The sequence below is a fragment of the Pseudomonas alcaligenes genome (genome assembly GCF_041729615.1).
GTDB classification, from domain to species: Bacteria; Pseudomonadota; Gammaproteobacteria; order Pseudomonadales; family Pseudomonadaceae; genus Aquipseudomonas; species Aquipseudomonas alcaligenes_B.
Genome location: NZ_CP154874.1, coordinates 2037768 through 2063934 on the forward strand (window position 1 = coordinate 2037768; position 26167 = coordinate 2063934).

General features: G+C 68.4%; 26 protein-coding genes and 1 tRNA gene. 14 read left to right on the plus strand and 13 right to left on the minus strand.

Features of this window, described 5'->3' with window-relative positions; genetic code table 11:
* Positions 1-52 precede the first annotated feature (52 nt).
* Complete coding sequence (locus AAG092_RS09930) at positions 53-718, minus strand: TetR/AcrR family transcriptional regulator (protein WP_110680374.1); 666 nt, start codon at positions 716-718, stop codon at positions 53-55.
* 141 nt (positions 719-859) lie between these two features.
* Here AAG092_RS09930 and AAG092_RS09935 point away from each other — a divergent pair, with 141 nt between their 5' ends.
* The 7 genes from AAG092_RS09935 (at position 860) to ggt (ending at position 7760) form a co-directional block, all read left to right on the plus strand.
* On the plus strand, positions 860-2290 hold the full coding sequence (locus tag AAG092_RS09935) for a coniferyl aldehyde dehydrogenase (RefSeq protein WP_373389533.1): 1431 nt from the start codon (positions 860-862) through the stop codon (positions 2288-2290).
* 9 nt (positions 2291-2299) lie between these two features.
* Positions 2300-2845, plus strand: coding sequence for a twin-arginine translocation pathway signal protein (locus AAG092_RS09940; RefSeq protein ID WP_373389534.1), 546 nt, complete (start codon positions 2300-2302; stop codon positions 2843-2845).
* Positions 2846-2890: 45 nt separating this feature from the next.
* Complete coding sequence (locus tag AAG092_RS09945) at positions 2891-4483, plus strand: GMC family oxidoreductase N-terminal domain-containing protein (protein ID WP_373389535.1); 1593 nt, start codon at positions 2891-2893, stop codon at positions 4481-4483.
* A gap of 3 nt (positions 4484-4486) precedes the next feature.
* The gene (locus AAG092_RS09950) at positions 4487-4858 is read left to right on the plus strand and encodes a phosphopantetheine adenylyltransferase (RefSeq protein WP_373389536.1); all 372 of its coding nucleotides are present in this window, start codon (positions 4487-4489) and stop codon (positions 4856-4858) included.
* Positions 4859-4926: 68 nt separating this feature from the next.
* Positions 4927-5406, plus strand: coding sequence for a pantetheine-phosphate adenylyltransferase (coaD, locus tag AAG092_RS09955; protein WP_110680379.1), 480 nt, complete (start codon positions 4927-4929; stop codon positions 5404-5406).
* Positions 5407-5509: 103 nt separating this feature from the next.
* The gene (locus tag AAG092_RS09960) at positions 5510-5761 is read left to right on the plus strand and encodes a YfhL family 4Fe-4S dicluster ferredoxin (protein WP_110680380.1); all 252 of its coding nucleotides are present in this window, start codon (positions 5510-5512) and stop codon (positions 5759-5761) included.
* A gap of 328 nt (positions 5762-6089) precedes the next feature.
* Complete coding sequence (ggt, locus tag AAG092_RS09965; RefSeq protein WP_373389537.1) at positions 6090-7760, plus strand: gamma-glutamyltransferase; 1671 nt, start codon at positions 6090-6092, stop codon at positions 7758-7760.
* Positions 7761-7810: 50 nt separating this feature from the next.
* Here the strand turns inward: ggt and AAG092_RS09970 are convergent, their stop codons facing one another.
* The 4 genes from AAG092_RS09970 to AAG092_RS09985 all read right to left on the minus strand — a co-directional run bounded on the left by AAG092_RS09970 (position 7811) and on the right by AAG092_RS09985 (position 11657).
* Positions 7811-9259: an NAD(P)(+) transhydrogenase (Re/Si-specific) subunit beta gene (locus AAG092_RS09970; protein ID WP_373389538.1), complete on the minus strand. Its 1449-nt coding sequence runs from the start codon at positions 9257-9259 to the stop codon at positions 7811-7813.
* A gap of 1 nt (position 9260) precedes the next feature.
* Complete coding sequence (locus AAG092_RS09975) at positions 9261-9575, minus strand: NAD(P) transhydrogenase subunit alpha (protein ID WP_021700956.1); 315 nt, start codon at positions 9573-9575, stop codon at positions 9261-9263.
* A gap of 11 nt (positions 9576-9586) precedes the next feature.
* Positions 9587-10708, minus strand: coding sequence for a Re/Si-specific NAD(P)(+) transhydrogenase subunit alpha (locus AAG092_RS09980; protein ID WP_110680383.1), 1122 nt, complete (start codon positions 10706-10708; stop codon positions 9587-9589).
* 421 nt (positions 10709-11129) lie between these two features.
* Positions 11130-11657, minus strand: coding sequence for a DUF962 domain-containing protein (locus AAG092_RS09985; RefSeq protein ID WP_373386502.1), 528 nt, complete (start codon positions 11655-11657; stop codon positions 11130-11132).
* Positions 11658-11741: 84 nt separating this feature from the next.
* Between AAG092_RS09985 and AAG092_RS09990 the strand changes: the two genes are divergently transcribed.
* Positions 11742-12434, plus strand: coding sequence for a Crp/Fnr family transcriptional regulator (locus AAG092_RS09990; RefSeq protein WP_373386503.1), 693 nt, complete (start codon positions 11742-11744; stop codon positions 12432-12434).
* A gap of 7 nt (positions 12435-12441) precedes the next feature.
* On the opposite strand, the gene AAG092_RS09995 is transcribed toward AAG092_RS09990, so the two are convergent.
* Complete coding sequence (locus AAG092_RS09995; RefSeq protein WP_373386504.1) at positions 12442-13659, minus strand: HDOD domain-containing protein; 1218 nt, start codon at positions 13657-13659, stop codon at positions 12442-12444.
* Positions 13660-13804: 145 nt separating this feature from the next.
* A complete protein-coding gene (locus AAG092_RS10000) occupies positions 13805-14365 on the minus strand; it encodes a TetR/AcrR family transcriptional regulator (RefSeq protein ID WP_373386505.1) in 561 nt (186 codons plus the stop codon).
* Between the two features lie 84 nt (positions 14366-14449).
* On the opposite strand from AAG092_RS10000, the gene AAG092_RS10005 reads away from it, so the two are divergent.
* Together AAG092_RS10005 and AAG092_RS10010 are read left to right on the plus strand one after the other, a co-directional pair.
* Complete coding sequence (locus tag AAG092_RS10005; protein ID WP_373386506.1) at positions 14450-15178, plus strand: SDR family oxidoreductase; 729 nt, start codon at positions 14450-14452, stop codon at positions 15176-15178.
* A 60-nt stretch (positions 15179-15238) separates the two neighbouring features.
* Positions 15239-15835, plus strand: coding sequence for a 2-hydroxychromene-2-carboxylate isomerase (locus AAG092_RS10010; RefSeq protein ID WP_373386508.1), 597 nt, complete (start codon positions 15239-15241; stop codon positions 15833-15835).
* A gap of 258 nt (positions 15836-16093) precedes the next feature.
* Here the strand turns inward: AAG092_RS10010 and gabT are convergent, their stop codons facing one another.
* The 3 genes from gabT to AAG092_RS10025 form a co-directional block, all read right to left on the minus strand.
* A complete protein-coding gene (gene gabT, locus AAG092_RS10015) occupies positions 16094-17371 on the minus strand; it encodes a 4-aminobutyrate--2-oxoglutarate transaminase (RefSeq protein WP_021700965.1) in 1278 nt (425 codons plus the stop codon).
* 202 nt (positions 17372-17573) lie between these two features.
* The gene (gene gabD, locus AAG092_RS10020) at positions 17574-19025 is read right to left on the minus strand and encodes an NADP-dependent succinate-semialdehyde dehydrogenase (protein ID WP_373386510.1); all 1452 of its coding nucleotides are present in this window, start codon (positions 19023-19025) and stop codon (positions 17574-17576) included.
* Positions 19026-19355: 330 nt separating this feature from the next.
* The gene (locus AAG092_RS10025; protein ID WP_373386511.1) at positions 19356-20363 is read right to left on the minus strand and encodes an AraC family transcriptional regulator; all 1008 of its coding nucleotides are present in this window, start codon (positions 20361-20363) and stop codon (positions 19356-19358) included.
* A 134-nt stretch (positions 20364-20497) separates the two neighbouring features.
* Here AAG092_RS10025 and AAG092_RS10030 point away from each other — a divergent pair, with 134 nt between their 5' ends.
* The 4 genes from AAG092_RS10030 to AAG092_RS10045 all read left to right on the plus strand — a co-directional run bounded on the left by AAG092_RS10030 (position 20498) and on the right by AAG092_RS10045 (position 22649).
* The gene (locus AAG092_RS10030; RefSeq protein ID WP_373386512.1) at positions 20498-21553 is read left to right on the plus strand and encodes a fatty acid desaturase; all 1056 of its coding nucleotides are present in this window, start codon (positions 20498-20500) and stop codon (positions 21551-21553) included.
* 83 nt (positions 21554-21636) lie between these two features.
* Complete coding sequence (locus AAG092_RS10035; RefSeq protein WP_373386513.1) at positions 21637-22356, plus strand: NAD(P)H-dependent oxidoreductase; 720 nt, start codon at positions 21637-21639, stop codon at positions 22354-22356.
* Positions 22353-22517, plus strand: coding sequence for a rubredoxin (locus AAG092_RS10040; protein WP_110680395.1), 165 nt, complete (start codon positions 22353-22355; stop codon positions 22515-22517). Before AAG092_RS10035 ends, AAG092_RS10040 begins: the two co-directional genes overlap by 4 nt.
* A gap of 55 nt (positions 22518-22572) precedes the next feature.
* Positions 22573-22649 (plus strand) — tRNA-Arg (locus tag AAG092_RS10045).
* A 50-nt stretch (positions 22650-22699) separates the two neighbouring features.
* On the opposite strand, the gene AAG092_RS10050 is transcribed toward AAG092_RS10045, so the two are convergent.
* From AAG092_RS10050 to AAG092_RS10060, 3 genes are all read right to left on the minus strand, one after another.
* Positions 22700-24019: a hypothetical protein gene (locus AAG092_RS10050; RefSeq protein WP_373386514.1), complete on the minus strand. Its 1320-nt coding sequence runs from the start codon at positions 24017-24019 to the stop codon at positions 22700-22702.
* A gap of 126 nt (positions 24020-24145) precedes the next feature.
* On the minus strand, positions 24146-25531 hold the full coding sequence (locus AAG092_RS10055) for a S8 family serine peptidase (RefSeq protein WP_373386515.1): 1386 nt from the start codon (positions 25529-25531) through the stop codon (positions 24146-24148).
* Positions 25528-26151 carry an anti-sigma factor gene (locus AAG092_RS10060; RefSeq protein WP_286947945.1) on the minus strand — a complete coding sequence of 208 codons (624 nt, stop codon included), beginning with the start codon at positions 26149-26151 and terminating at the stop codon, positions 25528-25530. Before AAG092_RS10060 ends, AAG092_RS10055 begins: the two co-directional genes overlap by 4 nt.
* Between the last annotated feature and the right edge of the window lie 16 nt (positions 26152-26167).

Below are 26167 nucleotides of genomic sequence, written 5' to 3' on the forward strand. Positions count from 1 at the left end.
CTTTTTCTGACGCCCTACTCAACTATTCCGGAGACGTCACGCATGTGCGTACTCAGCCGAGCAGCACCGCCGGCATGGGTACGTGCAGTTCCTGCAGCAGGGCCTGTACCGCCGCGCGTGCCGAGTCGGTGACGTAGCCGCTTTCCAGGGCGAGGATCTGGTACACGCCACGGCGCATCAGCTCCTCGCTGAGGTCGCCGGGGTTGCTGCGCACGGTGCAGAGGAAGCGCACCCAGGAAGTGAGGATGATCCAGCTGTTGAGCACCAGCGCCTCGATCTGCTGCTCGTCCATGGCCAGGATGCCGGCGGCGACGAAGCCGCGGTAGATCTCGCCGGCGGCCTGCAGGCAGCGGTGGGCGAAGGCGCGGTAGCGCTCGGCCAGCTGCTCGTCGGTCTCCAGCAGGTGCTCCAGGTCGCGGTGCAGGAAGCGGTAGTGCCACATGGCCGCGAGCAGGGCCTGCAGGTAGAAGGTCTTGTCCGCCACCGTCAGCGCCCGTCCCTCGGGCAGGCGCAGGAAGGCGTCGACGCGGTCTTCGTACTGGGCGAACAGCTCGGCGATGATCGCCTGCTTGTTGCGGAAGTGGTAGTACAGGTTGCCCGGCGACATGCCCAGGTGCGCGGCGATATGGTTGGTGGTGACGCTGCGCTCACCCTGGGCGTTGAACAGCTCCAGGCTGGCTTCGATGATGCGCTCGCGGGTCTTGTTCTTCGGGGCCATGGTTCGGCTCACGCGGTAAAGGGACAAAAATACAGGCACACGCCCGATCTGACGACCGGCACAGGCCTCGATTGACAGTTTAGAGTAATTACTCTAAAAATCATTCCACTCCATTCCGCCGCTCCCCGTGAGGACGCCACCATGGTCGCCGACGTTGCCTATCTCCAACAAAACCAACAGCAGATAGACGCCCTGGAGCCGCTGCTGGCCGCCCAGCGCGCCGCCTACCGGACCAACCCGATGCCCTCGGCCGAGCAGCGCCGCGCCTGGCTCAAGGCCCTGCGCGAGCTGATCCTCGGCGAGCAGCAGGCGCTGATCGACGCAGTCTCCCGCGATTTCAGCAACCGCGCCGCCGAGGAAACCCTGCTCGCCGAGATCATGCCCAGCCTGCACGGCATCGACTACGCCAGCAAACGCCTGGGCAAGTGGATGAAGCCATCGCGGCGCAGCGTCGGCCTGGCCTTCCAGCCGGCCGCGGCCAAGGTGGTGTACCAGCCGCTCGGCGTGGTCGGCGTGATCGTGCCGTGGAACTACCCGCTGTACCTGGCCTTCGGCCCGCTGATCGGCGCCCTGGCCGCCGGCAACCGGGTGATGATCAAGATGAGCGAATCTACCCCGGCCACCTCGCAGCTGGTCAAGGAGCTGCTGGCGCGCATCTTCCCCGAGAACATGGTCGCCGTGGTGTTGGGCGAGGCCGAGGTCGGCATGGCCTTCTCCAAACTGCCGTTCGATCACCTGCTGTTCACCGGCGCCACCAGCATCGGCAAGCATGTGATGCGCGCCGCCGCCGAGAACCTGGTGCCGGTGACCCTGGAGCTGGGCGGCAAGTCGCCGGCCATCGTCTCCGCCGACGTGCCGCTGGCAGACGCCGCCGAGCGCATCGCCTTCGGCAAGACCATGAACGCCGGGCAGACCTGCGTGGCCCCCGACTATGTGCTGGTGCCGCAGGACCGCGTGGAGGGCTTCGTCGCCGCCTATCGCGCCGCCGTGCAGCGCTTCTACCCCAAGCTGGAGAACAACCCGGACTACACGGCCATCATCAACGAGCGCCAGCTCGGCCGTCTCAAGGGCTACATCGCCGACGCCGAGGCCAAGGGCGCGCAGCTGGTGCCGCTGTTCCCCGGCGACCAGGGCCGCCGCCTGGCGCACAGCCTGGTGCTGAACGTGTCGGACGAGATGAAGCTGATGCAGGAAGAAATCTTCGGCCCGCTGCTGCCGATCGTGCCCTACCAGCGCCTGGACGAGGCCTTCGCCTACATCAACGACCGTCCGCGGCCGCTGGCCCTGTACTACTTCGGCTACGACAGGGGCGAGCAGCAGCGCGTGCTGCACGAGACCCACTCCGGCGGCGTGTGCCTCAACGACACCCTGCTGCACGTGGCCCAGGACGACATGCCGTTCGGCGGCGTCGGCCCCTCCGGCATGGGCCACTACCACGGCCACGAGGGCTTCCTCACTTTCAGCAAGGCCAAGGGCGTGCTGATCAAGCAGCGCTTCAACGCCGCGCGGCTGATCTACCCGCCCTACGGCACGGCGATCCAGAAGCTGATCCAGAAGCTGTTCATTCGCTGAGGGCTGCCGATGAACGATATCGCCAACGCCGCGCCGCAGCTGTCGCGCCGCGGCCTGCTCAAGGTCGGCCTGCTCGGCGGCGCCTTCCTCGCCACCGCCGGCGTCACCGCCAGCCTCAGCGGCTGCTCCAGCGAGACCCTGGCGCGCGGCTTCGCGCTGCTGCGCGAGAGCGACCTGCCGTTCCTGCGCGCGCTGATCCCGGTGCTGCTCGACGGCGCGGTGGCCGAGGGCAGCATAGCGGAGGCGGTGGACGCCACCCTGCTGGGCATCGACCACAACCTGCAGTACCTGTCGCCGGAGCTGCTCAAGCTGACCCGCCAGCTGTTCGACGTGCAGGCCATGGCCATCACCCGCGGCCCGCTGACCGGCGTCTGGGGCGGTTGGGAGCACGCCGACGCGGAAGAGGTGCGGCGCTTCCTGGCACGCTGGGAACACAGCTCGCTGGACCTGCTGCGCATGGGCCATGCCTCGCTGCTGCAGCTGGTGCTGATGGCCTGGTACGCCCGGCCGCAGGCCTGGGCCCATTGCGGCTATCCCGGCCCGCCGCAGTTCTGACAGCCCGCTACGCCCCTTACAGAACTACAAGAAAAGAGCCTGAACATGCCTGTACCCGATATCTTCCGCGACGGCCTGGCCCGCGGCTGGACCACCTACGACGGCTCGCGCCTGGACAAGGACCTGCTGCTGGAGGCCGACGTCGCCATCATCGGCAGCGGTGCCGGCGGTGGCACCACCGCGGAGATCCTCAGCGCCGCCGGGCTCAGGGTGCTGCTGATCGAGGAAGGCCCGCTGAAGACCAGCACGGACTTCAAGATGCAGGAGGCCGAGGCCTACCCGCAGCTGTACCAGGAAGGCATCGGCCGCCTGAGCAAGGACGGCGCCATCACCATCATGCAAGGCCGTGCCGTGGGCGGCACCACCCTGGTCAACTGGACGTCCAGCTTCCGTACCCCGGAGCCGACCCTGCAGCACTGGGCCGAGGCGCATGGCGTAAAGGGCCACAGCGCCGCGGAGCTGGCGCCCTGGTTCGAGAAGATGGAGCAGCGCCTGGGCGTGGCGCCCTGGGCCATCCCGCCGAACCCCAACAACGCGGTGATCAGCGCCGGCTGCGACAAGCTCGGCTACGCCTGGAAGATCATCCCGCGCAACGTGCGCGGCTGCTGGAACCTGGGTTACTGCGGCATGGGCTGCCCGACCAATGCCAAGCAGTCGATGCTGGTCACCACCATCCCGGCAGCCCTCGACCAGGGCGGCGCCCTGCTCTACCTGGCGCGCGCCGAACGCCTGATCCACGACGGCAGCCGCGTCAGCGGCCTGGAATGCCTGGGCATGGACGCGCGCGCGGTGGCGCCCAACGGCCGCCGCATCATGGTCAAGGCGCGCCACTACGTACTGGCCGGCGGCGGCATCAACAGCCCGGCGCTGCTGCTGCGCTCGCAGGCGCCGGACCCGCACCAGCGGGTCGGCAAGCGCACCTTCCTGCACCTAGTGAACTTCTCCGCGGCGCAGTTCGAGCAGGTCATCAACCCCTTCTACGGCGCACCGCAGTCGGTCTACTCCGACCACTTTCAGTGGGACGACGGCGCCACCGGGCGCATGTCCTACAAGCTCGAAGTACCGCCGCTGCAGCCGGCCCTGGCGGCCACCCTGCTGGGCCGCTTCGGCGTCGACAACGCCCTGCGCATGGAGCAGCTGCCGCACACCAACGTGATGCTGGCGCTGATGCGTGACGGCTTCCACCCGGACAGCGCCGAGGGCAGGGTGGAGCTGCGCGGCGACGGTACGCCGGTGCTCGACTACCGCATGACCGACTACACCTGGGACGGCATCCGCCGCGCCTTCCACAGCATGGCCGAGATCCAGTTCGCCGCCGGCGCCAGAGCCGTGCTGCCGCTGCACGCCGCGGCCGACTACGCGAAGAGCCTGGGCGAGGCCAAGGCCTTGATCGATCGCCTCGACCTGCGCCTGTTCCAGACCCGCCTGGGCAGCGCCCACGTGATGGGCGGCTGCGCCATGGGCGAGGACGCCAAGAACGCGGTCACCGACAGCCTGGGCCGCCACCACCAGCTGGAGAACCTGTCGATCCACGACGGCTCGCTGTTCCCCACCAGCATCGGCGCCAACCCGCAGCTGTCGATCTACGGCCTCACCGCCAAGCTCTCGACCCTGCTGGCCGAGCGCCTGCGGGCCTAGACCATGAGCAAGCTGATCGCCGCCCTGCTGCTGGTCGCCGGCCTCATCCACCTGCTGCCGCTGGCCGGCGTGCTCGGCGGCGAGCGGCTCAACGCGCTGTACGGGCTGGCCCTGGACGAACCCAACCTGCAGATCCTGATGCGCCACCGCGCCGTGCTGTTCGGCCTGCTCGGCACCCTGCTGGTGGCCGCCGCCCTGCGCCCCGGGCTGCGCGGCCTGGCGCTGTTCGGCGGGCTGGTCAGCGTGCTCAGCTTCCTTCTCCTGGCCTGGAGCGCGCCGCTCTACAACGAGGCCCTGCAGCGCGTGGTGGTGGCCGACTGGGTGGCCCTGGCCTGCCTGCTGCTGGCCCTGCCCCTGCACCTGCGCAACCCCTAAGGGTTTTCCCGGGGGGAAACGCTGCGCTACCATCCGCGCACTCCAACCGCTCCGAGCAGGACTTCGCGATGAATCGAGTGTTGTACCCGGGTACCTTCGACCCCATCACCAAGGGCCATGGCGACCTGGTGGAGCGCGCCTCGCGGCTGTTCGATCACGTCATCATCGCCGTGGCCGCCAGCCCCAAGAAGAACCCGCTGTTCCCCCTGGAGCAGCGCGTAGCCCTGGCCCGCGAAGTCACCGCGCACCTGCCGAACGTCGAGGTGGTGGGCTTCTCCACCCTGCTGGCGCACTTCGTCAAGGAGCAGAACGCCAACATCCTGCTGCGCGGCCTGCGCGCGGTATCGGACTTCGAGTACGAGTTCCAGCTGGCCAACATGAACCGCCAGCTGGCACCGGACGTGGAAAGCATGTTCCTCACCCCGTCGGAGAAGTACTCCTTCATCTCCTCCACCCTGGTGCGCGAGATCGCCGCGCTGGGCGGCGATATCACCAAGTTCGTCCACCCGGCGGTGGCCGAAGCCCTGGCCGAACGCTTCAAAGGCTGAGGCGGCAGTCGCCTGTGCATGGCGCGCAGGCACTCGATCCGGCACAATTCGCCCATCGAATGCCTGAAAGTGCCATGCCCCGCGGCCTGGCAGGAGTTACCCGATGTCCCTGAAGATCACCGACGACTGCATCAACTGCGACGTCTGCGAGCCCGAGTGCCCGAACGGCGCCATCTCCCAGGGGGAAGAGATCTACGTGATCGACCCCAACCTGTGCACCGAATGCGTCGGCCACTACGACGAGCCGCAGTGCCAGCAGGTCTGCCCGGTGGACTGCATTCCGCTCGACGAGAACCATGTCGAGAGCAAGGACGAGCTGATGCAGAAGTACCTGATCATCACCGGCAAGGCCTGATCGGCATCCGCTGACGGGCGATCTTCGCTAGGCTATAGGGGCTGTTCTCGTTTCGTTCGCGAACCGCGTTGCTGCGCAAAATCGCGCCAGGCTAGGCGCGGGACGCTGGTAATGGTGATCCCTTGCCAAGTCCCGCAACGCCGCATGGCACGATTTTGCGCGCAACCCGCAGGGACGGGCCAGTTTTTGCGCGGAACGTCGTTACTCGACGGCTCATTTGGACGACCAAACTTCGCGTCTCGTGCCTAGCTCCGCGCAAAAACTGGCTCCGTCGCGGCCGTGAGCGAAACGAGAACAGCCCCTAGCCTGTCCCGCACGGATCATCCCCATGCCCGCCAAGCTTTTCCTCAGCGCCCTGCTGCTGGCCTGCGCGCTAGCCGCCCAGGCCGCGCCAAGTCGGCCCGAACAGGCCGCCGTCGCCACCGCCCACCCGGCCGCCACCGTCGCCGGCCTGGAAACCCTGGCCCACGGCGGCAACGCCTTCGATGCCGCCGTGGCCATCAGCGCCGCCCTGGCGGTGGCCGAGCCCTATGGTTCCGGCCTCGGTGGCGGCGGCTTCTTCCTGCTGCGCCAGGCCGGCGAGCAGCCGACCTACCGCTTCATCGATGCCCGCGAACGCGCGCCGCTGGCCGCCGGCCCCGACCTCTACCGGCGCGGCGGCACGGTGCAGCGCGAGCTGTCGCTGAACGGCGCGCTGGCCGCCGCCATCCCCGGCCTGCCCGCCGCCCTGGCGCACCTGGGCGAGCGCTACGGCAAGCTGCCGCTGCACGACTCGCTGACCCCGGCCATCCGCCTGGCCCGCGACGGCGTGGGCATCGACCGGGTCTATCGCGAGCGCGCCGAGTGGCGCCACACCGCCATGCAGGCCGATGCGGAAACCGCGCGCCTGTTTCTCGACCAGGGCCGCATCCCGCCCCTGCACGGCCTGCTGCGCCAGCCGGAACTGGCGCGCACCCTCGAGCGCCTGGCCGAGGCGGGCCATGCCGGCTTTTACCAGGGCGAGACGGCCAGGCGCCTGCTGCAGGGCGTGCAGGCCGCCGGCGGGATCTGGACGGCAAGCGACCTGCGCGACTACCGGGTGGTCGAGCGCCTGCCGCTGCGCTACCCGCTGCAGGATGGCCGCGAGCTGATCAGCGCACCGCCGCCCTCCGCCGGCGGCGTGGCCCTGGCGCAGAGCCTGGGCATGCTGCAGCTGCTGCCCTGGCGCGAGGCCGGCCCCCTGCAGCGCAGCCACTACGTGATCGAGGTATTGCGCCGCGCCTACCGCGACCGCGGCCTGCTCGGCGACCCGGACCAGGTGGACAACCCGCTGTCGCAGCTGCTCGCGCCCAGCTACCTGAGCCACTTGGTGCAGAGCGTACAGGTGGACCAGGCCAGCGCCAGCAGCAGCCTGCCGCCGGCATTGGCCTGGCGCGAGGGCGACCACACCACCCACTTCACCGTGCTCGACCGCGAGGGCAACGCGGTGAGCGCCACCCTGTCGATCAACCTGCCGTTCGGCGCCGCCTTCACCGTGCCCGGCACCGGCGTGCTGCTCAACAACGAGATGGACGACTTCGCCGCCGACCCACAGGGCAGCAATGTCTACGGCCTGGCCGGCAGCCACGCCAACGCCATCGCCGGGGGCAAGCGGCCGCTGTCGTCGATGAGCCCGACCTTCATCGAGAGCGAAGCGGAGCTGGCCAGCTTCGGCACCCCGGGCGGCAGCCGCATCCCCAGCATGGTGCTGCTGGCCGTGCTCGACTACCTGGACGGCAAGCCGGTGGCCCAGTGGCCGGCCACGCCGCGCTACCACCAGCAGTACCTGCCGGACGTGGTCGAGTACGAGCCCGGCGCCTTCAGCGCCAGCCAGCTGCACAGCCTGGAAATGCGCGGCCACCGCCTCAAGCCGGTGGAGCGCCGCTACGGCAACCAGCAGGTGCTGCTGTGGCGCAAGGGCAGCGGCCAGGTGGAAGCGGCCAGCGACCCGCGCGGTGTCGGCCGCGCCGCGCTCTGGTAATAAAAAACCCGGCACAAGGCCGGGTTTTTTATTGGCTTGGAGAAAGCGCCTTACTCGACCGCCTTCACCATATCCTCGATGACCTTCTTGGCATCGCCGAACACCATCATGGTCTTGTCCATGTAGAACAGTTCGTTGTCCAGGCCGGCGTAGCCGCTGGCCATGGAGCGCTTGTTGACGATGATGGTCTTGGCCTTGTAGGCCTCGAGGATCGGCATGCCGGCGATCGGCGACTTCGGATCGTTCTTCGCCGCCGGGTTGACCACGTCGTTGGCGCCGAGCACCAGCACCACGTCGGTCTGACCGAACTCGGAGTTGATGTCTTCCATCTCGAACACCTGCTCGTAGGGCACCTCGGCCTCGGCCAGCAGGACGTTCATGTGGCCCGGCATACGACCGGCCACCGGGTGGATCGCGTACTTCACGGTCACGCCGCGGTGGGTCAGCTTCTCGGCCAGCTCCATCAGCGCGTGCTGGGCACGGGCCACGGCCAGGCCGTAGCCGGGGACGATGACCACGGTGTCGGCGTTGGTCAGCAGGAAGGCGGCGTCGTCGGAGGAACCCGACTTCACGTTGCGCTCCTGCTGGGCACCGGCCGGGCCGCCGGCATCGGCATCGGCGCCGAAGCCGCCGAGGATGACGTTGAAGAACGAGCGGTTCATCGCCTTGCACATGATGTACGAGAGGATGGCACCCGAGGAGCCCACCAGCGAACCGGCCACGATCAGCATCGAGTTGTTCAGCGAGAAGCCGATACCGGCGGCCGCCCAGCCCGAGTAGGAGTTCAGCATGGACACCACCACCGGCATGTCGGCACCGCCGATCGGGATGATGATCAGCACGCCGATGACGAAGGCCAGCGCCACCAGGATGGCGAAGGCGGTGATGTTGCCGGTGAAGGTGAAGTACAGGCCCAGGGCCAGGATCGCCAGGCCGATGACCAGGTTGACCATGTGCTGGCCCTTGAACACCACCGGGGCGCCCTGGAACAGGCGGAACTTGTACTTGCCCGACAGCTTGCCGAAGGCGATCACCGAACCGGAGAAGGTGATGGCACCGATGGCCGCGCCGAGGAACAGCTCCAGGCGGTTGCCGGCCGGGATGGCGTCGCCCAGTGCATGGACGATGCCCAGCGACTGCGGTTCGACCACGGCGGCGATGGCGATAAACACGGCGGCCAGGCCGATCATACTGTGCATGAAGGCGACCAGTTCCGGCATCTTGGTCATCTCGACGCGCTTGGCCATGATCGAGCCGGCGGTGCCGCCGACCAGCAGGCCGACCAGCACGTAGGCGAGGCCCTTGGCAGCGCCACCCTCGGCCATCTCGGCGCCGAGCTTGAACACCAGGAAGATGGTGGTGACCACGGCGATGGCCATGCCGACCATGCCGAAGGCGTTGCCCTGGCGCGAGGTGGTCGGGTGGGAGAGGCCCTTCAGCGCCTGAATGAAACAGACGGAAGCGACCAGGTACAGCAGGGTGATCAGGTTCATGCTCATCTTATTTGCCCTCCGCCTTGGCCTTGGGCGCCTTCTTCTTGAACATTTCCAGCATGCGGCGGGTGACCAGGAAGCCACCGAACACGTTGACCGCGGCCAGGGCCACGGCCAGGGTGCCCATGGCCTTGCCCAGCGGGGTCACGGTCAGGGCGGCGGCCAGCATGGCGCCGACGATGACGATCGCGGAAATGGCGTTGGTCACCGCCATCAGCGGGGTGTGCAGGGCCGGTGTGACGTTCCACACCACGTGGTAGCCCACGTAGATGGCCAGCACGAAGATGATCAGGTTGTAGATGCTGGGGGAGATCAGTTCCATCTCGCGACTCCTTAACCGTTCTTGCGCACGACTTCACCGCCCTTGCACATCAGGCAGGCAGCGACGATGTCGTCTTCGAGGTTGAGCTGGAACTGGGCTTCCTTGTCGATCACGAGCTTGAGGAAGTCCAGCAGGTTGCGGGCGTACAGGGCGGAGGCATCCGCCGGCACCATGGCGGCCAGGTTGGTGTGGCCGACGATGGTCACGCCATGCTTGACCACGACCTGATCGGCCTCGGTCAGCGGGCAGTTGCCACCCTGGGCAGCGGCCAGGTCGATGACCACGGAGCCCGGCTTCATCTCGGCGACGGTGGCTTCGTGCAGCAAGGTCGGTGCCTTGCGACCCGGAATCAGCGCAGTGGTGATGACGATATCGGCCTGCTTGGCGCGCTCGTGCACCGCCTTGGCCTGGCGCTCCATCCACGACTGCGGCATCGGGCGGGCGTAACCGCCGACACCCTGGGCGCACTCGCGCTCTTCATCGGTCTCGAACGGCACGTCGACGAACTTGGCGCCGAGCGACTCGATCTGCTCCTTCACCGCCGGACGCACGTCCGAGGCCTCGATCACCGCACCCAGGCGCTTGGCCGTGGCGATGGCCTGCAGGCCGGCCACGCCGGCGCCGAGGATCAGCACGCGGGCGGCCTTCACGGTGCCGGCGGCGGTCATCAGCATGGGCATGAAGCGCGGGTAGTGGTTGGCGGCGAGCATCACGGCCTTGTAGCCGGCGATGTTGGCCTGCGAACTCAGCACGTCCAGGCTCTGCGCGCGGGAGGTACGCGGCGCGGCCTCCAGAGCGAAGGCGGTGATGCCGCGGGCATTCATGCGCGCGATGGTGTCGTTGCAGAACGGGTTGAGCATGCCGACCAGCACGGCGCCGGACTTCATGTGGGCCAGTTCGGCTTCGGTCGGGGCGACCACTTTCAGCACCAGGTCGGCACCGAAGGCGGCGGCATCGTTGCCGATGGTCGCGCCGGCGGCTTCATAGGCGCTGTCCGGGATGCTGGCGCTGACGCCGGCACCGGCCTGAACGGTCACCTGGTGGCCCTGGCCAACCAGCTTCTTGACGGTTTCGGGCGTCGCGGCAACCCGCGTCTCCCCGGCGTGGGTCTCGAGAGGAACACCGATGTGCACTTCAAATCTCCTGCGTGATCTTTTAGGTGAACCTGCGCGCTACGCTGGCACGCGGGCAAAAGGGGATCAGCACAAAGCCGCACCGGAAGGGGGCGGGCGCGGCATTTTGCAGGCGATTGCCTGGGCCTTCAAGAAATTCTGAAGCGGTACTGATTGGTAACTACAAGTCACACCGTGACCTGTAGTTCCTTATCCATCCCGGAAAGTCCCGTTGTTGCTGGGATGCCGGGCCATTTCACGGGGATCGCGGCGCAGAGCGGCATTCGGGGCGTGAATGGCCGTTCGTCGATTTATCCGAATGGGCGGGAGCGGCCTAGGCGCGCGGCAGAAAATGTCGCGGAGGCGACGCTTTGTAGTAGCCGGCGCGCGAGGACTACGCTGCGCGCCGGCGCAGCGGCCGCCTGGGGCGCGGCCGCGGGGGTCAGGAGGCGAGAGACTTGTGCGGGCGGATGCAGGTGGGGCCGGCACGCTTTTCGACAGCCGCTTCCACTTCCGCGCGCAGGCCGAGCAGGAAGCCCAGCTCGGCGACCACGAACAGCGGGCCGACCACCAGGCCCATCAGGTCGTCGACGAAGGCCGGCTTGCGCCCCTCGTAGTAGTGGCCGATGAACTGGATGATCCAGCCGACCACGAACAGGCCGAGGCCCGCGCCCAGCCAGACCAGGGTGCCCTGCTGCGCCAGGCTGACGCCGGCCCACAGGCTGAGGGCCAGCAGCAGCGCCATGACCAGGCCGAAGCGCAGGTCCAGGCGCAGGTAGAAGATCCCGGCGGCCAGCGCCGTGAGCAGCGCCGGCGAGGCCCACAGGCCAGCAACCTCCCAGCCCGGGCGCGACAGCAGCACGGCCACGGCCACCACTATCATCGGAATGCCGATGAAGTGGCTGAAGATGTTGCGCCGGTCGCGGTGGTATTCGGCGTACTGGCCGAGATGGTCGACGAGGGTTTTCATTATCGGAGTTCCTCAGCAAGGCAGGCTTGGTGGCATCATCACGCCAGCCCCCGGTGCACGACTGTCAGCTAGGCGACAAAGCCCATGAGCGAGAGCCCATCCCACTATCGACCCCTGCTGGAACACGGCCAGTGGTTCAGCCACCTGTCGCCGGCGCTGCGCGGCACCCTGCTGGGCGAGGCGCGCCTGCTGCGCCTGGAGCCGGGGCAGCGCCTGTTCCGCCGCGGCGACCCGCCCTGCGGCCTGTACGCGGTGCTGGAGGGCATGATGCGGGTCGGCGCGGTCGGCCGCGACGGCAAGGAGGCGCTGCTGACCCTGGTCGAGCCGCCCTACTGGTTCGGCGAGATCTCCCTGTTCGACGGCCAGCCGCGCACCCACGACGCCTATGCCGAGGGCCCAACCCTGCTGCTGCAGGTGCCGCAGGCGGCGCTGCTCGCCCTGCTGGCCCGCGAACCGGGCCACTGGCGCGACTTCGCCCTGCTGATGAGCCAGAAGCTGCGCCTGGCGTTCATCGCCCTGGAGGAGATGAGCCTGCTGCCAGCCGCGCCACGCCTGGCCAGGCGCCTGCTGATGATGGCCGAGGGCTACGGCGAGACCGGCCCGCGCCGGGTGCTACACCTGGCCCAGGAGCAGCTGGCGCTGATGCTCGGCCTGTCGCGGCAGACCACCAACCAGATCCTCAAGGAGCTGCAGGCGCGCGGCGCCCTGCGCCTGACCTACGGCGAGATCGAGATAGTCGACGTGGAGCTCCTGCGCCAGGCCGCCGGGGTCGCCTGAGCGCGCCTCAGCCGGCGGCCAGCAGCGGCTGCGGTATGCGCAGGAGGAATTCCGGGCGCAGGCCGAGCATGCGCGCCGGGCGGCTCTCGGCCAGTTCGCCGACACTGCGGCTGGCCGGCAGGCCGAGCAGCTGGCCGCACAGGTTGAGCACCAGCGCCTCGCGCGAGAAGACCCCGGCCCCCAGGCCGTAGAAGGCGGCGATCAGCTCGCGCAGGCCGAACGGCAGGCGCCAGCGGATGCGCAGCGCCGAGCCGAAGCCGGCGGCGCGCTGGCGCAGCGCCTGCTCGATCTGCTCGTTGCCCAGGGCGCCACCGGCGTCCTGCCAGTCCTGCAGGCAGCGCAGCAGGGCCAGCTCGCCGATGTTGTGCAGCAGGCCGGCGGTGTAGCACAGCTCATGGTCCAGGCGCAGCTGCGCCGCCAGCCAGTGGGCCAGCTCGGCGCTGCGCTGGGCGCGCTCGCCGACCACGCCGGCCAGTTCGGCCAGGCGCGGGTCCTGTAGGCGCGCGCTGCGCTGCAGCGCCAGTCCCAGCACCAGATTGAGGGCACGCGCCACGCCCAGGCGCTGCAGGGCCTGGGCCAGGGTCTGGCAGATGCCGCCGCGCTGCTCGGCGGCGCTGTTGGCGGCGGCGATCAGGCGCGCGGTGATCTGCGGGTCGCGGGAGAACTCGCGGGCCAGCTGGCCCAGGTCGGTCTCGCTGGCTTGCAGGCTGTTGGCCACCGCGCCGCGCACGTCGGCCAGCAGCGGAGCGCCCTGGCCTTCCTCGCGCACGCCGTCGAGGTACTGCTCGAGGTCATCCACCAGCAGCGGTGCGGCGACAGCGGCACCGTCGTTGCTGGCGGCCGGAAGCAGGCCGGCCAGGCGCTGGCGCAGGTGTTCGGCATTGAACGGCTTGGCCAGGTAGGCCGCCGGCGCCAGCGGCAGCACGGCGCGCACGCTGCCGGCGTCGACGCGGTTGCTGATCAGGATGTAGGGCATGGCCGGCGTGCGCGGGTGGCGGCGCACCTGGCGCAGCAGCTCGATGCCATCCAGCCCCGGCAGCTCGCCATCGGCGATGATCAGGTCGGGCAGGCGCCGGCGGCAGCGCGCCAGCGCCGCCTCGCCATCGCTGCAATGCTGCACCCGGGCATCGCTGCGAATATCCAGCACCAGCTGGGTGAGCAGATCGGCAGTCCAGGGGTCGGCTTCGGCTATGAGAACTTCCGGTACTGCAGCCGGGGCGGACATGGGGACCTCAATGATGGCGAAATAATGGCGTCATGCTTGCGGCGCGCATTCTACCTGCCGCAAGTGTCCAGACCAGTGCCGGCCGACGAAATGCTGGCCGTTGGGTCAGACTATCTAAACGCGTCGTCGCGGCCCGCGCACGGTGTCATTTCGCCGCAGCCAGGCTGGCGCCGATCAATGCCCGGCTCGCGGTCAGCACCTCTTCCTGGCACTGCGACGTGGCCAGCATGCGCGCCACCACCAGGGCTCCGACGCACTGGGCGAGGATGGCCCAGGCCAGCTGCGGGTCCTCCAGGACCTCGCCCCAGGTCTGTTGCAGGCGCACCAGCCAGTGCTCGGCACGCGCACGCACGGCGAGGTCGGCCCGGGCGATCTCCGCACCCAGGGTGGGGATGGCGCAACCGCTGTCCGGCTGCTCGACATGCGCCATGCTCAGGTAGCTGGAAAGGCAGCGCTGCAGCCGCTCGCGGCCGGCCTCGCCATCACCAAGCCGCTTCAGGCTGTGGCTCAGCTCGCGTTCGACGATCGCGGCGAACAGCTCGTCCTTGGAGGAGAAATGCCCGTAGAAGGCACCCCCGGTCAGGCCGATGGCCTTCATCAGGCCGTCCACCCCGGTCGCGGAAAAACCGCCGCGCTTGGCCAGTGCGCCGCTGCTGGCCAGCAGCTTGTCGCGGGTCTGGGCCTTGTGCTCGGCGGAATAGCGCATGATGGAACTCCTGCTTGACGGATGTCGAAAGCTTAGCATAACGTCCGTTAACTAAACGATCGTTTATCAAAAGAGGTGAGCGGCATGAGCGACAAGAAAGTGGTCCTGGTGATCGGCGCGGGCGACGCCACCGGCGGCGCCATCGCCAAGCGCTTCGCCCGCGAGGGCTATGTCGCCTGCGTGACCCGGCGCAGCGCCGACAAGCTGCAGCCGCTGGTCGACGAGATCCGCGCCGGCGGCGGCGAGGCCCATGGCTTCGCCTCCGACGCACGCAAGGAAGAGGAGGTCGCCGCGCTGGTCGAGGGCATCGAGCGCGACATCGGCCCGATCGAGGCCTTCGTCTTCAACATCGGCGCCAACGTGCCGTGCAGCATCCTCGAGGAAACCGCGCGCAAGTACTTCAAGATCTGGGAGATGGCCTGCTTCTCGGCCTTCCTCACCGCTCAGGCGGTGGCGCGGCGCATGGTCACCCGCGGGCGCGGCACCATCCTCTTCACCGGCGCCACCGCAGGCCTGCGCGGCGCGGCCAACTTCGCCGCCTTCGCCGGCGCCAAGCACGGCGTGCGCGCCCTGGCGCAGAGCATGGCGCGCGAGCTGGGGCCGCGGAACATCCACGTCGCCCATGTGGTGGTGGACGGCGCCATCGACACCGCCTTCATCCGCGACACTTTCCCCGATATCTACGCGCGCAAGGAGCAGGACGGCATCCTCGACCCGGAGCATATCGCCGACAACTACTGGTTCCTGCATACCCAGCCGCGCGATGCCTGGACCTTCGAGCTGGATCTGCGGCCCTGGATGGAGCGCTGGTAACGGCCACTCGCTCAGCCCGACTCCAGGCCGATAACAACAAGCACAATAGAGAGACACTCCATGAGCAAGACCGTCGAGTTCTACTTCGATTTCGGCAGCCCCACCACCTACCTGGCCTGGACCCAGCTGCCCAGGCTTTGCGCCGAGGAAGGCGCGACCCTGGTTTACAAGCCGATGCTGCTCGGCGGGGTGTTCCAGGCCACCGGCAATGCCTCGCCGGTGACCATCCCGGCCAAGGGCCGCTTCATGCTGCAGGACCTGGCGCGCTATGCCCGGCGCTACCAGGTGCCGCTGCAGTTCAACCCGCACTTCCCGATCAACACCCTGCCGCTGATGCGTGCCGCGGTGGCCGTGCAGCAGCGCCTGCCGGAGCGTTTCGAGGCCTTCCTCCAGCTGATCTTCGAGGCCATGTGGGTGCAGGCGCGCAACCTCGGTGACCCGGCCGTGCTGGCCGAGGTGCTGGCCGCCGGCGGCTTCGATCCTCAGCAGCTGCTGGGGCTGATCGCCGAGCAGGCGATCAAGGACGCGCTCAAGGCCAACACCGACGAGGCGATCAAGCGCGGCGTGTTCGGTGCGCCGAGCATGTTCGTCGGCAACGAGCTGTTCTTCGGCCAGGACCGCCTGGACTTCGTGCGCGAAGCGCTGCAGGCGGGGTGAGATCTTTCCTCACCCCCGTCCCAGCCCGCGAGGCGCTGCATGCCTGAGCGCCGGTGTAGCCCGGATGCAATCCGGGGGCGGTGTTGCCTGCTTCCCGGATGGCATCCGGGCTACAGCAAGCGGCAGACAAAAAAAGACCCGCCGAAGGGCGGGTCATGAGGGAGACGCCTGGCCTGGTGAGCCACAGGCGAATCGGGCATCGCCCCGGCAGGGGCGACACGCAGGATCGAGGCTCCCGCTGCGCGGGAGCCATGACGCTTAGGCCAGTTCGTCGAAGCACTCGGCGACGATGGCGATGCCTTTTTCCAGCTGGGCATCCGGGATGGTGACCGGCATCAGGAAGCGGATGACGTTGTAGTAGGTGCCGCAAGACAGCAGGATCAGGCCCTTCTCGCGCGCACGGGCAACGATCTTGCCAACCAGCTCGGCGGCCGGCTTGTTGTGATCGCCACCCTCGAACAGCTCGATGGCGACCATCGAACCCAGGCCGCGCACGTCGCCGATCACCTTGTGCTTGGCGGCGATGGCATTCAGGCCAGCCTTGAGCTTCTCGCCAACGGCCTGCGAACGCTCCAGCAGCTTCTCTTCGTCGAACACCTTCATCACGGCCAGGGCCGCGGCGCAGGCGATCGGGCTGCCGGCATAGGTGCCGCCCAGGCCGCCCGGGGCGATGCTGTCCATGATCTCGGCCTTGCCGCACACGCCGGAGATCGGGAAGCCGCCGCCGACCGATTTGGCGAAGGTGGTCAGGTCCGGCACGATGCCCAGCTGCTCGGTGGCGAAGAAGGTGCCGGTACGGCCGGCGCCGGTCTGCACTTCGTCGGCGATCAGCAGAATGCCGTGCTGGTCGCACAGGGCGCGCAGGCGCTGCATGAACGGCTTGGAGTTGACGTAGAAGCCACCCTCGCCCTGCACCGGCTCGATGATGATGGCGGCGATGTCCTGCGGCTGTGCGTCGTTCTTGAAGATGCGCTCGATGCTGGCGATCGACTCGTCTTCGCTGATGCCGTGCAGCGGGCAGGGTGCCAGGGCGCGGAACACGCCGCCCGGCATCAGGCCCATGCCGGCGGAATAGGGAACCACTTTGCCGGTCAGGCTCAGGGTCATCATGGTGCGGCCGTGGTAGGCGCCGGTGAAGGCGATCACGCCGGCGCGGCCGGTGGCGGCACGGGCGATCTTCACGGCGTTCTCGACGGCTTCGGAGCCGGAGGTGACCAGCAGGGTCTTCTTGGCGAAGTCGCCCGGTACGCGCTTGGCGATCTCTTCACACAGGGCGATGTAGGGCTCGTAGGCCAGCACCTGGAAGCAGGTATGGGTCAGCTTGGTCAGCTGTTCCTGCACGGCGGCGATCACTTTTGGGTGCAGGTGGCCGGTGTTCAGCACGGCGATACCGCCGGCGAAGTCGATGTACTCGCGGCCGTCGACGTCCCACACGGTGGCGTTCTCGGCGCGCTCGGCGACGATCGGGTGGATCTGGCTGACGCCACGGGCCACGGCGGCCTGGCGACGTTGCAGGAGGGATTCGTTCTTGCTCATTGTGGTCCTCATAAGCCGCTTCTGGCGGCTCGTTCCAAGGATGATGACGGGGCGGGCGACGCTGCAGCTAACGATGATCGAACTGCGGTCTACTCGCTGGCCGTCGGCTGGGTTAGCCGGTGCCACCACCGGAAACGCCGACGCCGGGTGACCACGACTCCTGCCTGTCACCCGACACCCACGGATTCGTTACCCGGGCGGCTTATACGCCGCCGAGGCACATGTATTTGATTTCGAGGTAGTCCTCGATGCCGTACTTGGAGCCTTCGCGACCCAGGCCGGAGGCTTTCACGCCGCCGAACGGCGCCACCTCGGTGGAGATCAGGCCGGTATTGATGCCGACCATGCCGTACTCCAGGGCCTCGGCCACGCGGAACACGCGGCCCAGGTCGCGGGCGTAGAAGTAGGAGGCCAGGCCGAACTCGGTATCGTTGGCCAGGCGGATCACCTCGGCCTCGTCCTTGAAGCGGAACACCGGGGCCAGCGGGCCGAAGGTCTCTTCCTTGGCCACGGCGGCGTTGTTCGGCACGTCGACCAGGATGGTCGGCTCGAAGAAGCTGCCGCCCAGGGCGTGCGGCTTGCCGCCGAAGGCCAGCTTGGCGCCTTTGCCCAGGGCGTCGGCGATGTGCTCCTCGACCTTGGCCACGGCCTTGCTGTCGATCAGCGGGCCGGTGGTGGTGCCCTCTTCCAGGCCGTTGCCGATCTTCAGCTTGGCCACGGCGGCCTTCAGCTTGTCGACGAAGGCGTCGTACACGCCGTCCTGCACATACAGGCGGTTGGCACAGACGCAGGTCTGGCCGTTGTTGCGGTACTTGGAGATCAGCGCGCCTTCCACGGCGGCATCCAGGTCGGCGTCGTCGAAGACGATGAACGGCGCGTTGCCGCCCAGCTCCAGGGACACCTTCTTGATGTCGTGGGCGCATTCGGCCATCAGCTGGCGACCGATTTCGGTGGAGCCGGTGAAGGTCAGCTTGCGCACGATCGGGTTGCTGGTCAGCTCGCCGCCGACTTCGCCGGCGCTGCCGGTGACCACGCTGAACACACCGGCCGGGATGCCGGCACGCTGCGCCAGTTCGGCCAGGGCCAGGGCGGAATACGGGGTCTGCGAGGCCGGCTTGAGCACCATGGTGCAGCCGGCGGCCAGGGCCGGGCCGGCCTTACGGGTGATCATCGCCGCCGGGAAGTTCCACGGGGTGATGGCCGCGGTCACGCCGATCGGCTGCTTGATCACGATGATGCGCTTGTCCGGCTGATGGCCGGGGATGGTGTCGCCATAGATGCGCTTGGCTTCCTCGGCGAACCACTCGATGAAGGAGGCGGCATAGGCGATCTCGCCCTTGGCCTCGGCCAGCGGCTTGCCCTGCTCCAGGGTCATCAGGCGGCCCAGGTCGTCCTGGCTGGCCATGATCAGCTCGAACCACTTGCGCAGCTTGCCTGCACGCTCCTTGGCGGTCAGCGCACGCCAGGCCGGCAGGGCGCGCTCGGCGGCTTCGATGGCGCGACGGGTCTCGGCGCGACCCATCTTCGGCACGCTGCCGAGGATCTCGCCCGTGGCCGGGTTGTTCACGGCGATGGTCTGGCCGCTGTCGGCGTCCAGCCACTGGCCGTCGATGAAGGCCTGTTGGCGGAACAGCTGGGCGTCTTTCAGTTGCATGGCGTTCTCCTGTACGCGCCACCACGGAGGCAAGGCAGTAAGGGCATAAAGGTAGCCCGCCAAGAGGCGGGCGGGCGTTTGAAATGTCAAACGAATCCTAGGGCCAGCGTCGACAAAGGGCAAGAGCCTTGTTCGATAAAACCAACAAAATAACCAAAAAGTATGAGGGCCACGCCGCTCCCCGATATTTCCCCGTCAACCTTGCGGCAGCCATGGCCGGAGTTGGATTGCAGGGTCGCCGCGGGCAGCGCTGCCGGCCGCCCCACGTGTTCGATATAAAGAACGCCCATGTCACAACGGCCTGTAGTGCCGTTCGCCACACGCTACAGCTCAGCCGCGCAGCGAGTCGCGGTACTGGCTGGGGCTCTGCCCGGTCCAGCGCTTGAAGGCGCGGCTGAAGCTGCTGCTGTCGGCGAAGCCGAGCAGGTAGGCCACTTCGCCGATGGCGCAGTCGGCCTCGGCCAGGTGCTGCAGGGCCAGGTCGCGGCGGGTGTCGGCCAGTACCTGCTCGTAGCTGCTGCCCTCCTCGCTGAGGTGGCGCTGCAGGCTGCGCAGGCTCAGGTGCAGGCCGTGGGCCAGGGTTTCCGCTGCAGGCTCGCCATTCGGCAGGCACTGCTCCAGGGCACGGCGCAGGCGGCGCGCCACGGTGTCCGGCTGCAGCGCCTCCAGGCGTTTACGCAGCACCGCCTCGTTGTGGGCGGCCAGCTCCGGGTTGCCGTCGGCGAGCGGTTGGTCGAGGTCGGCACGGGCGAAGCACAGCATGTCCTCGGCGGCGGCGAAGTGCACCGGCGCGCGAAACACGGCCTGCCAGGGCCGCGCGTCGGCCGGCGGCGGCCGGCGCAGGTACACGGCCAGCGGTGCATAGTCGCGACCCAGGCGGTTGCGGCAGGTGCGCACATAGATCGCGGCGAAGGCGTCGATGGCCTCGGATGCCGGCGCCGGCGCCCCCGGCGGCAGGCGGAAATGCAGTTCGCAGACCTCGCCCGCCTCGCGCAGCTCCAGCACCAGGGCGTCGCTGACCACCTGGTGGTAGCGCACGATGCGCTCGAACACTTCGCGCAGGCTGCCGCTGGCCATCACCGCCAGCCCCAGGGCGTGGAAGGTGGTCGGCGCGACGTGACGGGAGGTGTGCAGGCCCAGAGTCGGGTCGCCGCTGGCGTCGACCGCCAGCTGCCACAGGCGGGTGGTGGCGTGCAGCGGATAGCGCGCGTTGGGGTCGTCCATCAGCGCCGGGTCGAGGCCGGCGGCCTGGCACAGGGCGGTGCTGTCCAGGCCGAGGGCATCGAGCTGGCGGCGCAGGGCGCGGGTCCAGCTGGCCAGGGTGGAGGCTTCAGTCATGCAGCTTGGCATTCTCGGTCAACAGGTTGGCGTTGTCGGTCAGGCGGGGTGGTGCCGACGGGGGCACTCTAGCCTGGTCGAATCCAACAACAGTCCGCGGTGCCTGGCAGGGCATCGAACAAGAGGATGCGTGCATGACCCCGACTCCTGCAACCCATCAACAACGCTCGGCGCATATCCGCGCCGTGGTGATGGCCCATGGCGACGAGCTGCGCCGACGCTACCCGATCCTGCAGCACCAGGACGCCCTCGGCGCCGGCATCCTGGCCTTCGCCCTAGCCGGCATGCTCGGCAGCGCCTGGCTGTATGCCGAGAGCGCCATCGCCTGGTGGGCCTGCCTGCTGGCCAACGCCTTCTTCGCCTCGCTGACCCACGAGCTGGAGCACGACCTGATCCACTCCATGTACTTCCGCAAGCAGCGCCTGCCGCACAACCTGATGATGGCGCTGGTCTGGTTGGCGCGGCCGAGCACCATCAACCCGTGGATCCGCCGCCACCTGCACCTGAATCACCACAAGGTGTCCGGCACCGAGACCGACATCGAGGAGCGCGCCATCACCAACGGCGAGCCCTGGGGCGTCGCCCGCCTGCTGATGGTCGGCGACAACGTCATGTCTTCGCTGATCCGCTTCCTGCGCGCCAGGACTTGGGCCCATCGCAAGATGATCGCTACGCGCACCCTGGTCGGCTACGCGCCACTGGGCCTGCTCAACTGGGGCACCTGGTATGTGTTCCTCGGCTTCCACCTGATCGACTTCGTGGCCTCCGTCGCTGGCGCGCCGATCGCCTGGTCGGCCACCAGCCTGGCGGTGATGGATGGCGTGACCTTCGCCGTGGTGGTGCTAATCGGCCCCAACGTGCTGCGCACCTTCTGCCTGCACTTCGTCAGCTCCAACATGCACTACTACGGCGACGTCGAGGCGGGCAACGTGATCCAGCAGACCCAGGTGCTCAACCCCTGGTGGCTGTGGCCGCTGCAGGCGTTCTGCTTCAATTTCGGCAGCACCCACGGCATCCACCATTTCGTGGTCAAGGAGCCCTTCTACATCCGCCAGCTGACCGCGCCGGTGGCGCACCGTGTGATGCGCGAGATGGGCGTGCGCTTCAACGACTTCGGCACCTTCGCCCGCGCCAACCGCTGGCAGGCGCAAGAGAAGCCGACCAGCGCCACGACCCAACAGGTCGCCTGAGCCCTGCTTTTAGTCCCCTCTCCCATTCATGGGAGAGGGCCAGGGAGAGGGTTGCTCTCCTATTGCCGCTCCCGGAATTGCCCATGAACACCCTGATCATCCACGCCCACCCCGAGCCGCAGTCCTTCTGCAGCGCCATGAAGGACCTGGCCGTAGCCACCCTGCAGGGCGCCGGCCACCAGGTGCAGGTCTCCGACCTCTACGCCATGGGCTGGAACCCGGTGGCCTCGGCCGCCGACTTCACCGTGCGCAGCAATCCCGATTACCTGGTCTACGCCCTGGAGCAGCGCGAGACGGTCAAGACCGGCGCCCTCGCGCCCGATATCGCCGCCGAGCTGGACAAGCTGCTGTGGGCGGACCTGCTGATCCTCAACTTCCCGCTGTTCTGGTGTTCGCTGCCGGCCATGCTCAAGGGCTGGATCGACCGCGTGCTGGTCTCCGGCACCTGCTACGGTGGCCTGCGCTTCTACGACCGTGGCGGCCTGGCCGGCAAGCGTGCGCTGCTCAGCTTCAGCCTCGGCGGCCAGCAGCACATGTTCGAGGACGAAGATGCCGTGCACGGCGACTGGGAGCCCATGCTGCGTCCGCTGCAGCGTGGCACCCTGGCCTATGTCGGCATGCGCGTGTTGCCGCCGTTCGCCGCCTACCACGTGCCCTATATTAGCCCCGAGGCGCGTGGCGTGATCCTCGATCAGTACCGCGACTACCTGCTGCGACTGGAAAGTATCGAACCGCTGCGCTTTCCCTCGCTGGCCAACTTCGACAGCGGCCTGCGCCCGCTCGGGCAGCAGGTGCCAGCATGAAGACCTGGATCTGCATCATCTGCGGCCTGATCTACGACGAAGCCACGGGCTGGCCAGACGATGGCATTCCCGCCGGCACGCCCTGGGCCGAGGTACCCGACGACTGGCTGTGCCCCGACTGCGGCGTGAGCAAGGCCGACTTCGCCATGCAGGAGCTCTGACCGACAGCCCGCATGGACGCCCGCGAAGCGGATGCGTATGATTGCGCCCCGCAACGCATCCGTAGCTCAGCTGGATAGAGTACTGCCCTCCGAAGGCAGGGGTCGTGGGTTCGAATCCCGCCGGATGCGCCAGACAGAAAAAAGCCCCGAGGCATTCGCCCCGGGGCTTTTTTGTTTTCGGCTCACTGACTTTGCAATTGCAGCTGCGGCTTGGGTGGCTGCGGCTCGGCGGCCTTGATCTGCAGACTCGGCTTGGGCGGCTCGGGCTGCGGCTGTGGGGCGCGCAGTTGCAGTTCCGGCTTGGGCGGCTGGGGTTGCGGGGCGCGCAGGTTGCCCGGGGTCGGTTGCGGATGCGGGTCCGGCATGTTCGGCTGCACCTGCAGCTTGTTGCCCTGACCGCCGACATCCACATTGAGGGTGCTGGTGCACAGCACTTCCACATTCACCACGCCGGACTGCTGCTTGTTCGGCGCCAGCACGTTGAAGCGGTAGCTGCGCTTGACCAGGGTACCCTGGCCCTGGGTGTTGGCCTGGAAGCCACCGATGCCCTGCTGCACGGGACCGGCCTCGGGCTTGAGCACCACCTTCTGGTTGATCACCCGCAGGCTCGCCTCGCCGACCTTGCCGGGCAGATTACTGCTCATCTGCATGGCCGCGCCCTTGCCGCCGACTTCCTCCAGCCAGTACTTGATCGGCCCGCCACCGACGCCCTTGACCGTGGCCTTGAGGCTGATCTCGGCCGGGCATACGCCCTTGAGCTTGGCCGGCTGCGCTTCCAGCTGCACCTCGGTGACCTGGAAGCCGGCGGCCAGGCCCTGCGGGCCCTTGGGCGGGTCGACCTGGTCGGCAATGGCCGGGTTGCCCAGGCACTGGATGGTCACCGGCGCAGTCTTGTCCCACAGGCTGTACTGGTGGTTGCTCGGCGGCCGCGAGGTATTGGGCCCGCCGCCCAGCTGATAGTAGCCAGCCATCCGCAAGGGCACGTCGAGCTTGACGTTGAAGCCCTGGCGCAGCACCTGGTTGAGGGTCTTGCCCTGCTTCAGACGGTTGTGTTTCTCGAAGCTGCAGTAGGTGGCGATGTCGGCGCCGGGAATGCCGTCGTCGACCAGCAGGGCAAACGGCAGGTTGGCATTCAGATAGCCGCTGGCGGCCAGCACCTGGGCGGCACCGAGGTCGAACATCTGCGACTTGTCGAAGTAGTTCTCGCTGCCCTTGGCAATCTTCGCCTCACCGATATAGATGCGTGCCCAGGGCTTGTTCGGCTGCATCTTCCACTGATGGGTGTACTGGATGCGCAGCTTCACCGTGCTGCTGGGCACCACCGCCCACTCACCCTTGTTGTTCAGCTTGACCTGCAGGGTGTGCGGCTGGCCGGCATTGGGCGCGGCCTTGACGGTGGCGGTGGCAGCCGGGTTGTCGTCGACGGCCAGGGCGGCGCCGCTGGCCAGCAGCAGGGCCAGGCCGAGGTTGCTGAGGGTGAAGCCGGAGTTGAGCGCTTTCATGGAGTTGCTCCTCGTGGGGGGCGTGAGAAATTGCCTTACGCCCCTCTGTCGTCGACTCCCCTGTCGGCGGTTCAAAATATTTTCCAGGTGCCTTGAGTAAAGCCTGCAGCCCGCGTCCTGCGTGGCTCAGCGACAGCCGGGCAGGCGCGCCAGACCGGCGCCGTACTGTTCGTCGCGACCGGCGATGCCAAGGTCACGGGCCTGGGCCAGCAGCGCCTCGGGCGAGGCGGCCAAGGCCAGAGCAGCGCTGACGAAGGGCGCGGCGAAGGAAGTACCGCTGGCAAAGAAGCCCTGCCCCGTGCCATCCAGGGTCCAGATGTCCTCGCCGGGCGCCACCAGCGCCAGGTGGCGGCCGAAGTTGGACTGGCGCAGGCGGCGCAGGCGTGCATCCACCGCGCCCACCGCCAATACCTCTGGATAGGCGGCCGGATAGCGCACCCCGGCCTGGCCATCGTTGCCGGCGGCGGCGACGAAGTGCAGACGCTCGCCCAGGCGTTCGAACAGCCCCTCCAGCAGCTGGCTGCGCGAACCACCGAAACTCAGGTTGACCGCCCGTGGTGGCGGCTGCAGGGCGGCGACCCGCTCCAGGGCGAGAATCACCCAGTCGCTGCGGGTGTGCAGACCGGCCTCGCGGTCCTCGCCGAACACGCCCAGGGCCTGCAGGCGCGCGCCAGGCAACAGCCCGGCGACCTGCCCGCGACCGACCAGCAGGGCCGCCACCGCCGTGCCATGGCGCTGCGCCTCGGCGCTGCGGGCGGCGTACTGCGCCGGTGGCAGGCTCTGGTAGTGCAGATCGGCGCCGGCGAACTCGGCCAGCGTGGTGTTCACCGGACCGTCGAGCATCGCCAACTGCAGACCGCGTCCGCACTCGACCGACGCCGGCTGACCACGGCCCATGGCGCGCTGGCCCCAGTTGCGTAGCTGCAGCTCGGCCGCATCCGGTTGTGCCAGCGGCCGGTAGCGCTGATTGAGCTCCTGCTGCCAGTCCGGGAAGCGCGCCCGCAGCTCGCGCTCCAGCTGCAGCACATCGGCCTCCGCCGGCAGGCGGAACACGCTGAGCACCAGGTCCAGGCTGGGCAGCTGCTGACGTCGCAGGATGCGCAGGCCGAAGGGCTGCAGCGCCAGGCGCTGTCGCTCGGCCTCGGCCTGGTCGGCGGCGAACACCAGCCACTCGCGCAGCGGCGGCAGATCGTCCGCAGGCGGCGGTGCCACGCCGCGCCACTGCACCGGCGCGGCCTGCAGCGGTGGCTGGTCGAGCAGGCTGCCGCTGCGCCGCGGTGGCTGTAGGGGCGGCGGCGGACCGGGTGCCGGCGTCACGCCGGGTAAGGGCGCGGCAGGAGCAGGTGCCGGCACGGCAGCCGGAGCCGGTGCAGGCGCGCTCGGCGCCGGACTGGGCGCAGGGCCACCCGGCACCGGCACGCTACTGGAAGGGGGCGCGGCGCCAGTGGGGTCGCTGGCGGCCTGCAACGGCAGGCTCAGGAGCAACACCAGCAGCAGCGCCCAGCGCCTCACGGCTGCTCCCGTGCCAGCAGCGCGGCGTGCTGCACCACGGCCTGCTGCTGCAGCCACTGCAGCAGGGCCTGACCATCGCGGAAGCGCTTGTCCGCCGGCACATGCACCTGCACCACGCCCAGCGCCGAGGGGCCGTCGACCAGCACCGCGTCCAGCTCCAGCAGCAGGGCACGGATCTGCTGCCACTGGGCATGCTCGACGAAGCGCAACTGTACCCGGTAGCCGCCGCTGAGCACCTGCTCGCTGCCGCCACTCTGCAGCTGCCAGTCGCTGTCGACCTGCGCCGGACGCATCAGGATGCCCAGCTGCAGGGCGACCACCAGCGCGGCCGCGGCGGCCAGCCCCGGCTTCCACCAGTCGCGCCGCGGCGCCGGCCGCACCTCCTGCTGCAAGCTGCGCTGCAGCCGTGCCCAGCCCAGTTCGAAGGGCGGCGCCTCGTGCGCCTGCTCCTGCTCGCGCACGGCGGCGGCCAGACGACGCAGTACCTCCAGCTCCTCGCGAGCCTCGGCCGAGCGCAGCAGCAGGGCCTCGACGGCGGCCAGTTCGGCGCCTTCCAAAGTGCCGTTGAGGTACCAGGGCAGCAGCTCCAGCAGCGCCCGATCATCGAGTTCAGTGTTCATGCTTCACCTCCGCGGT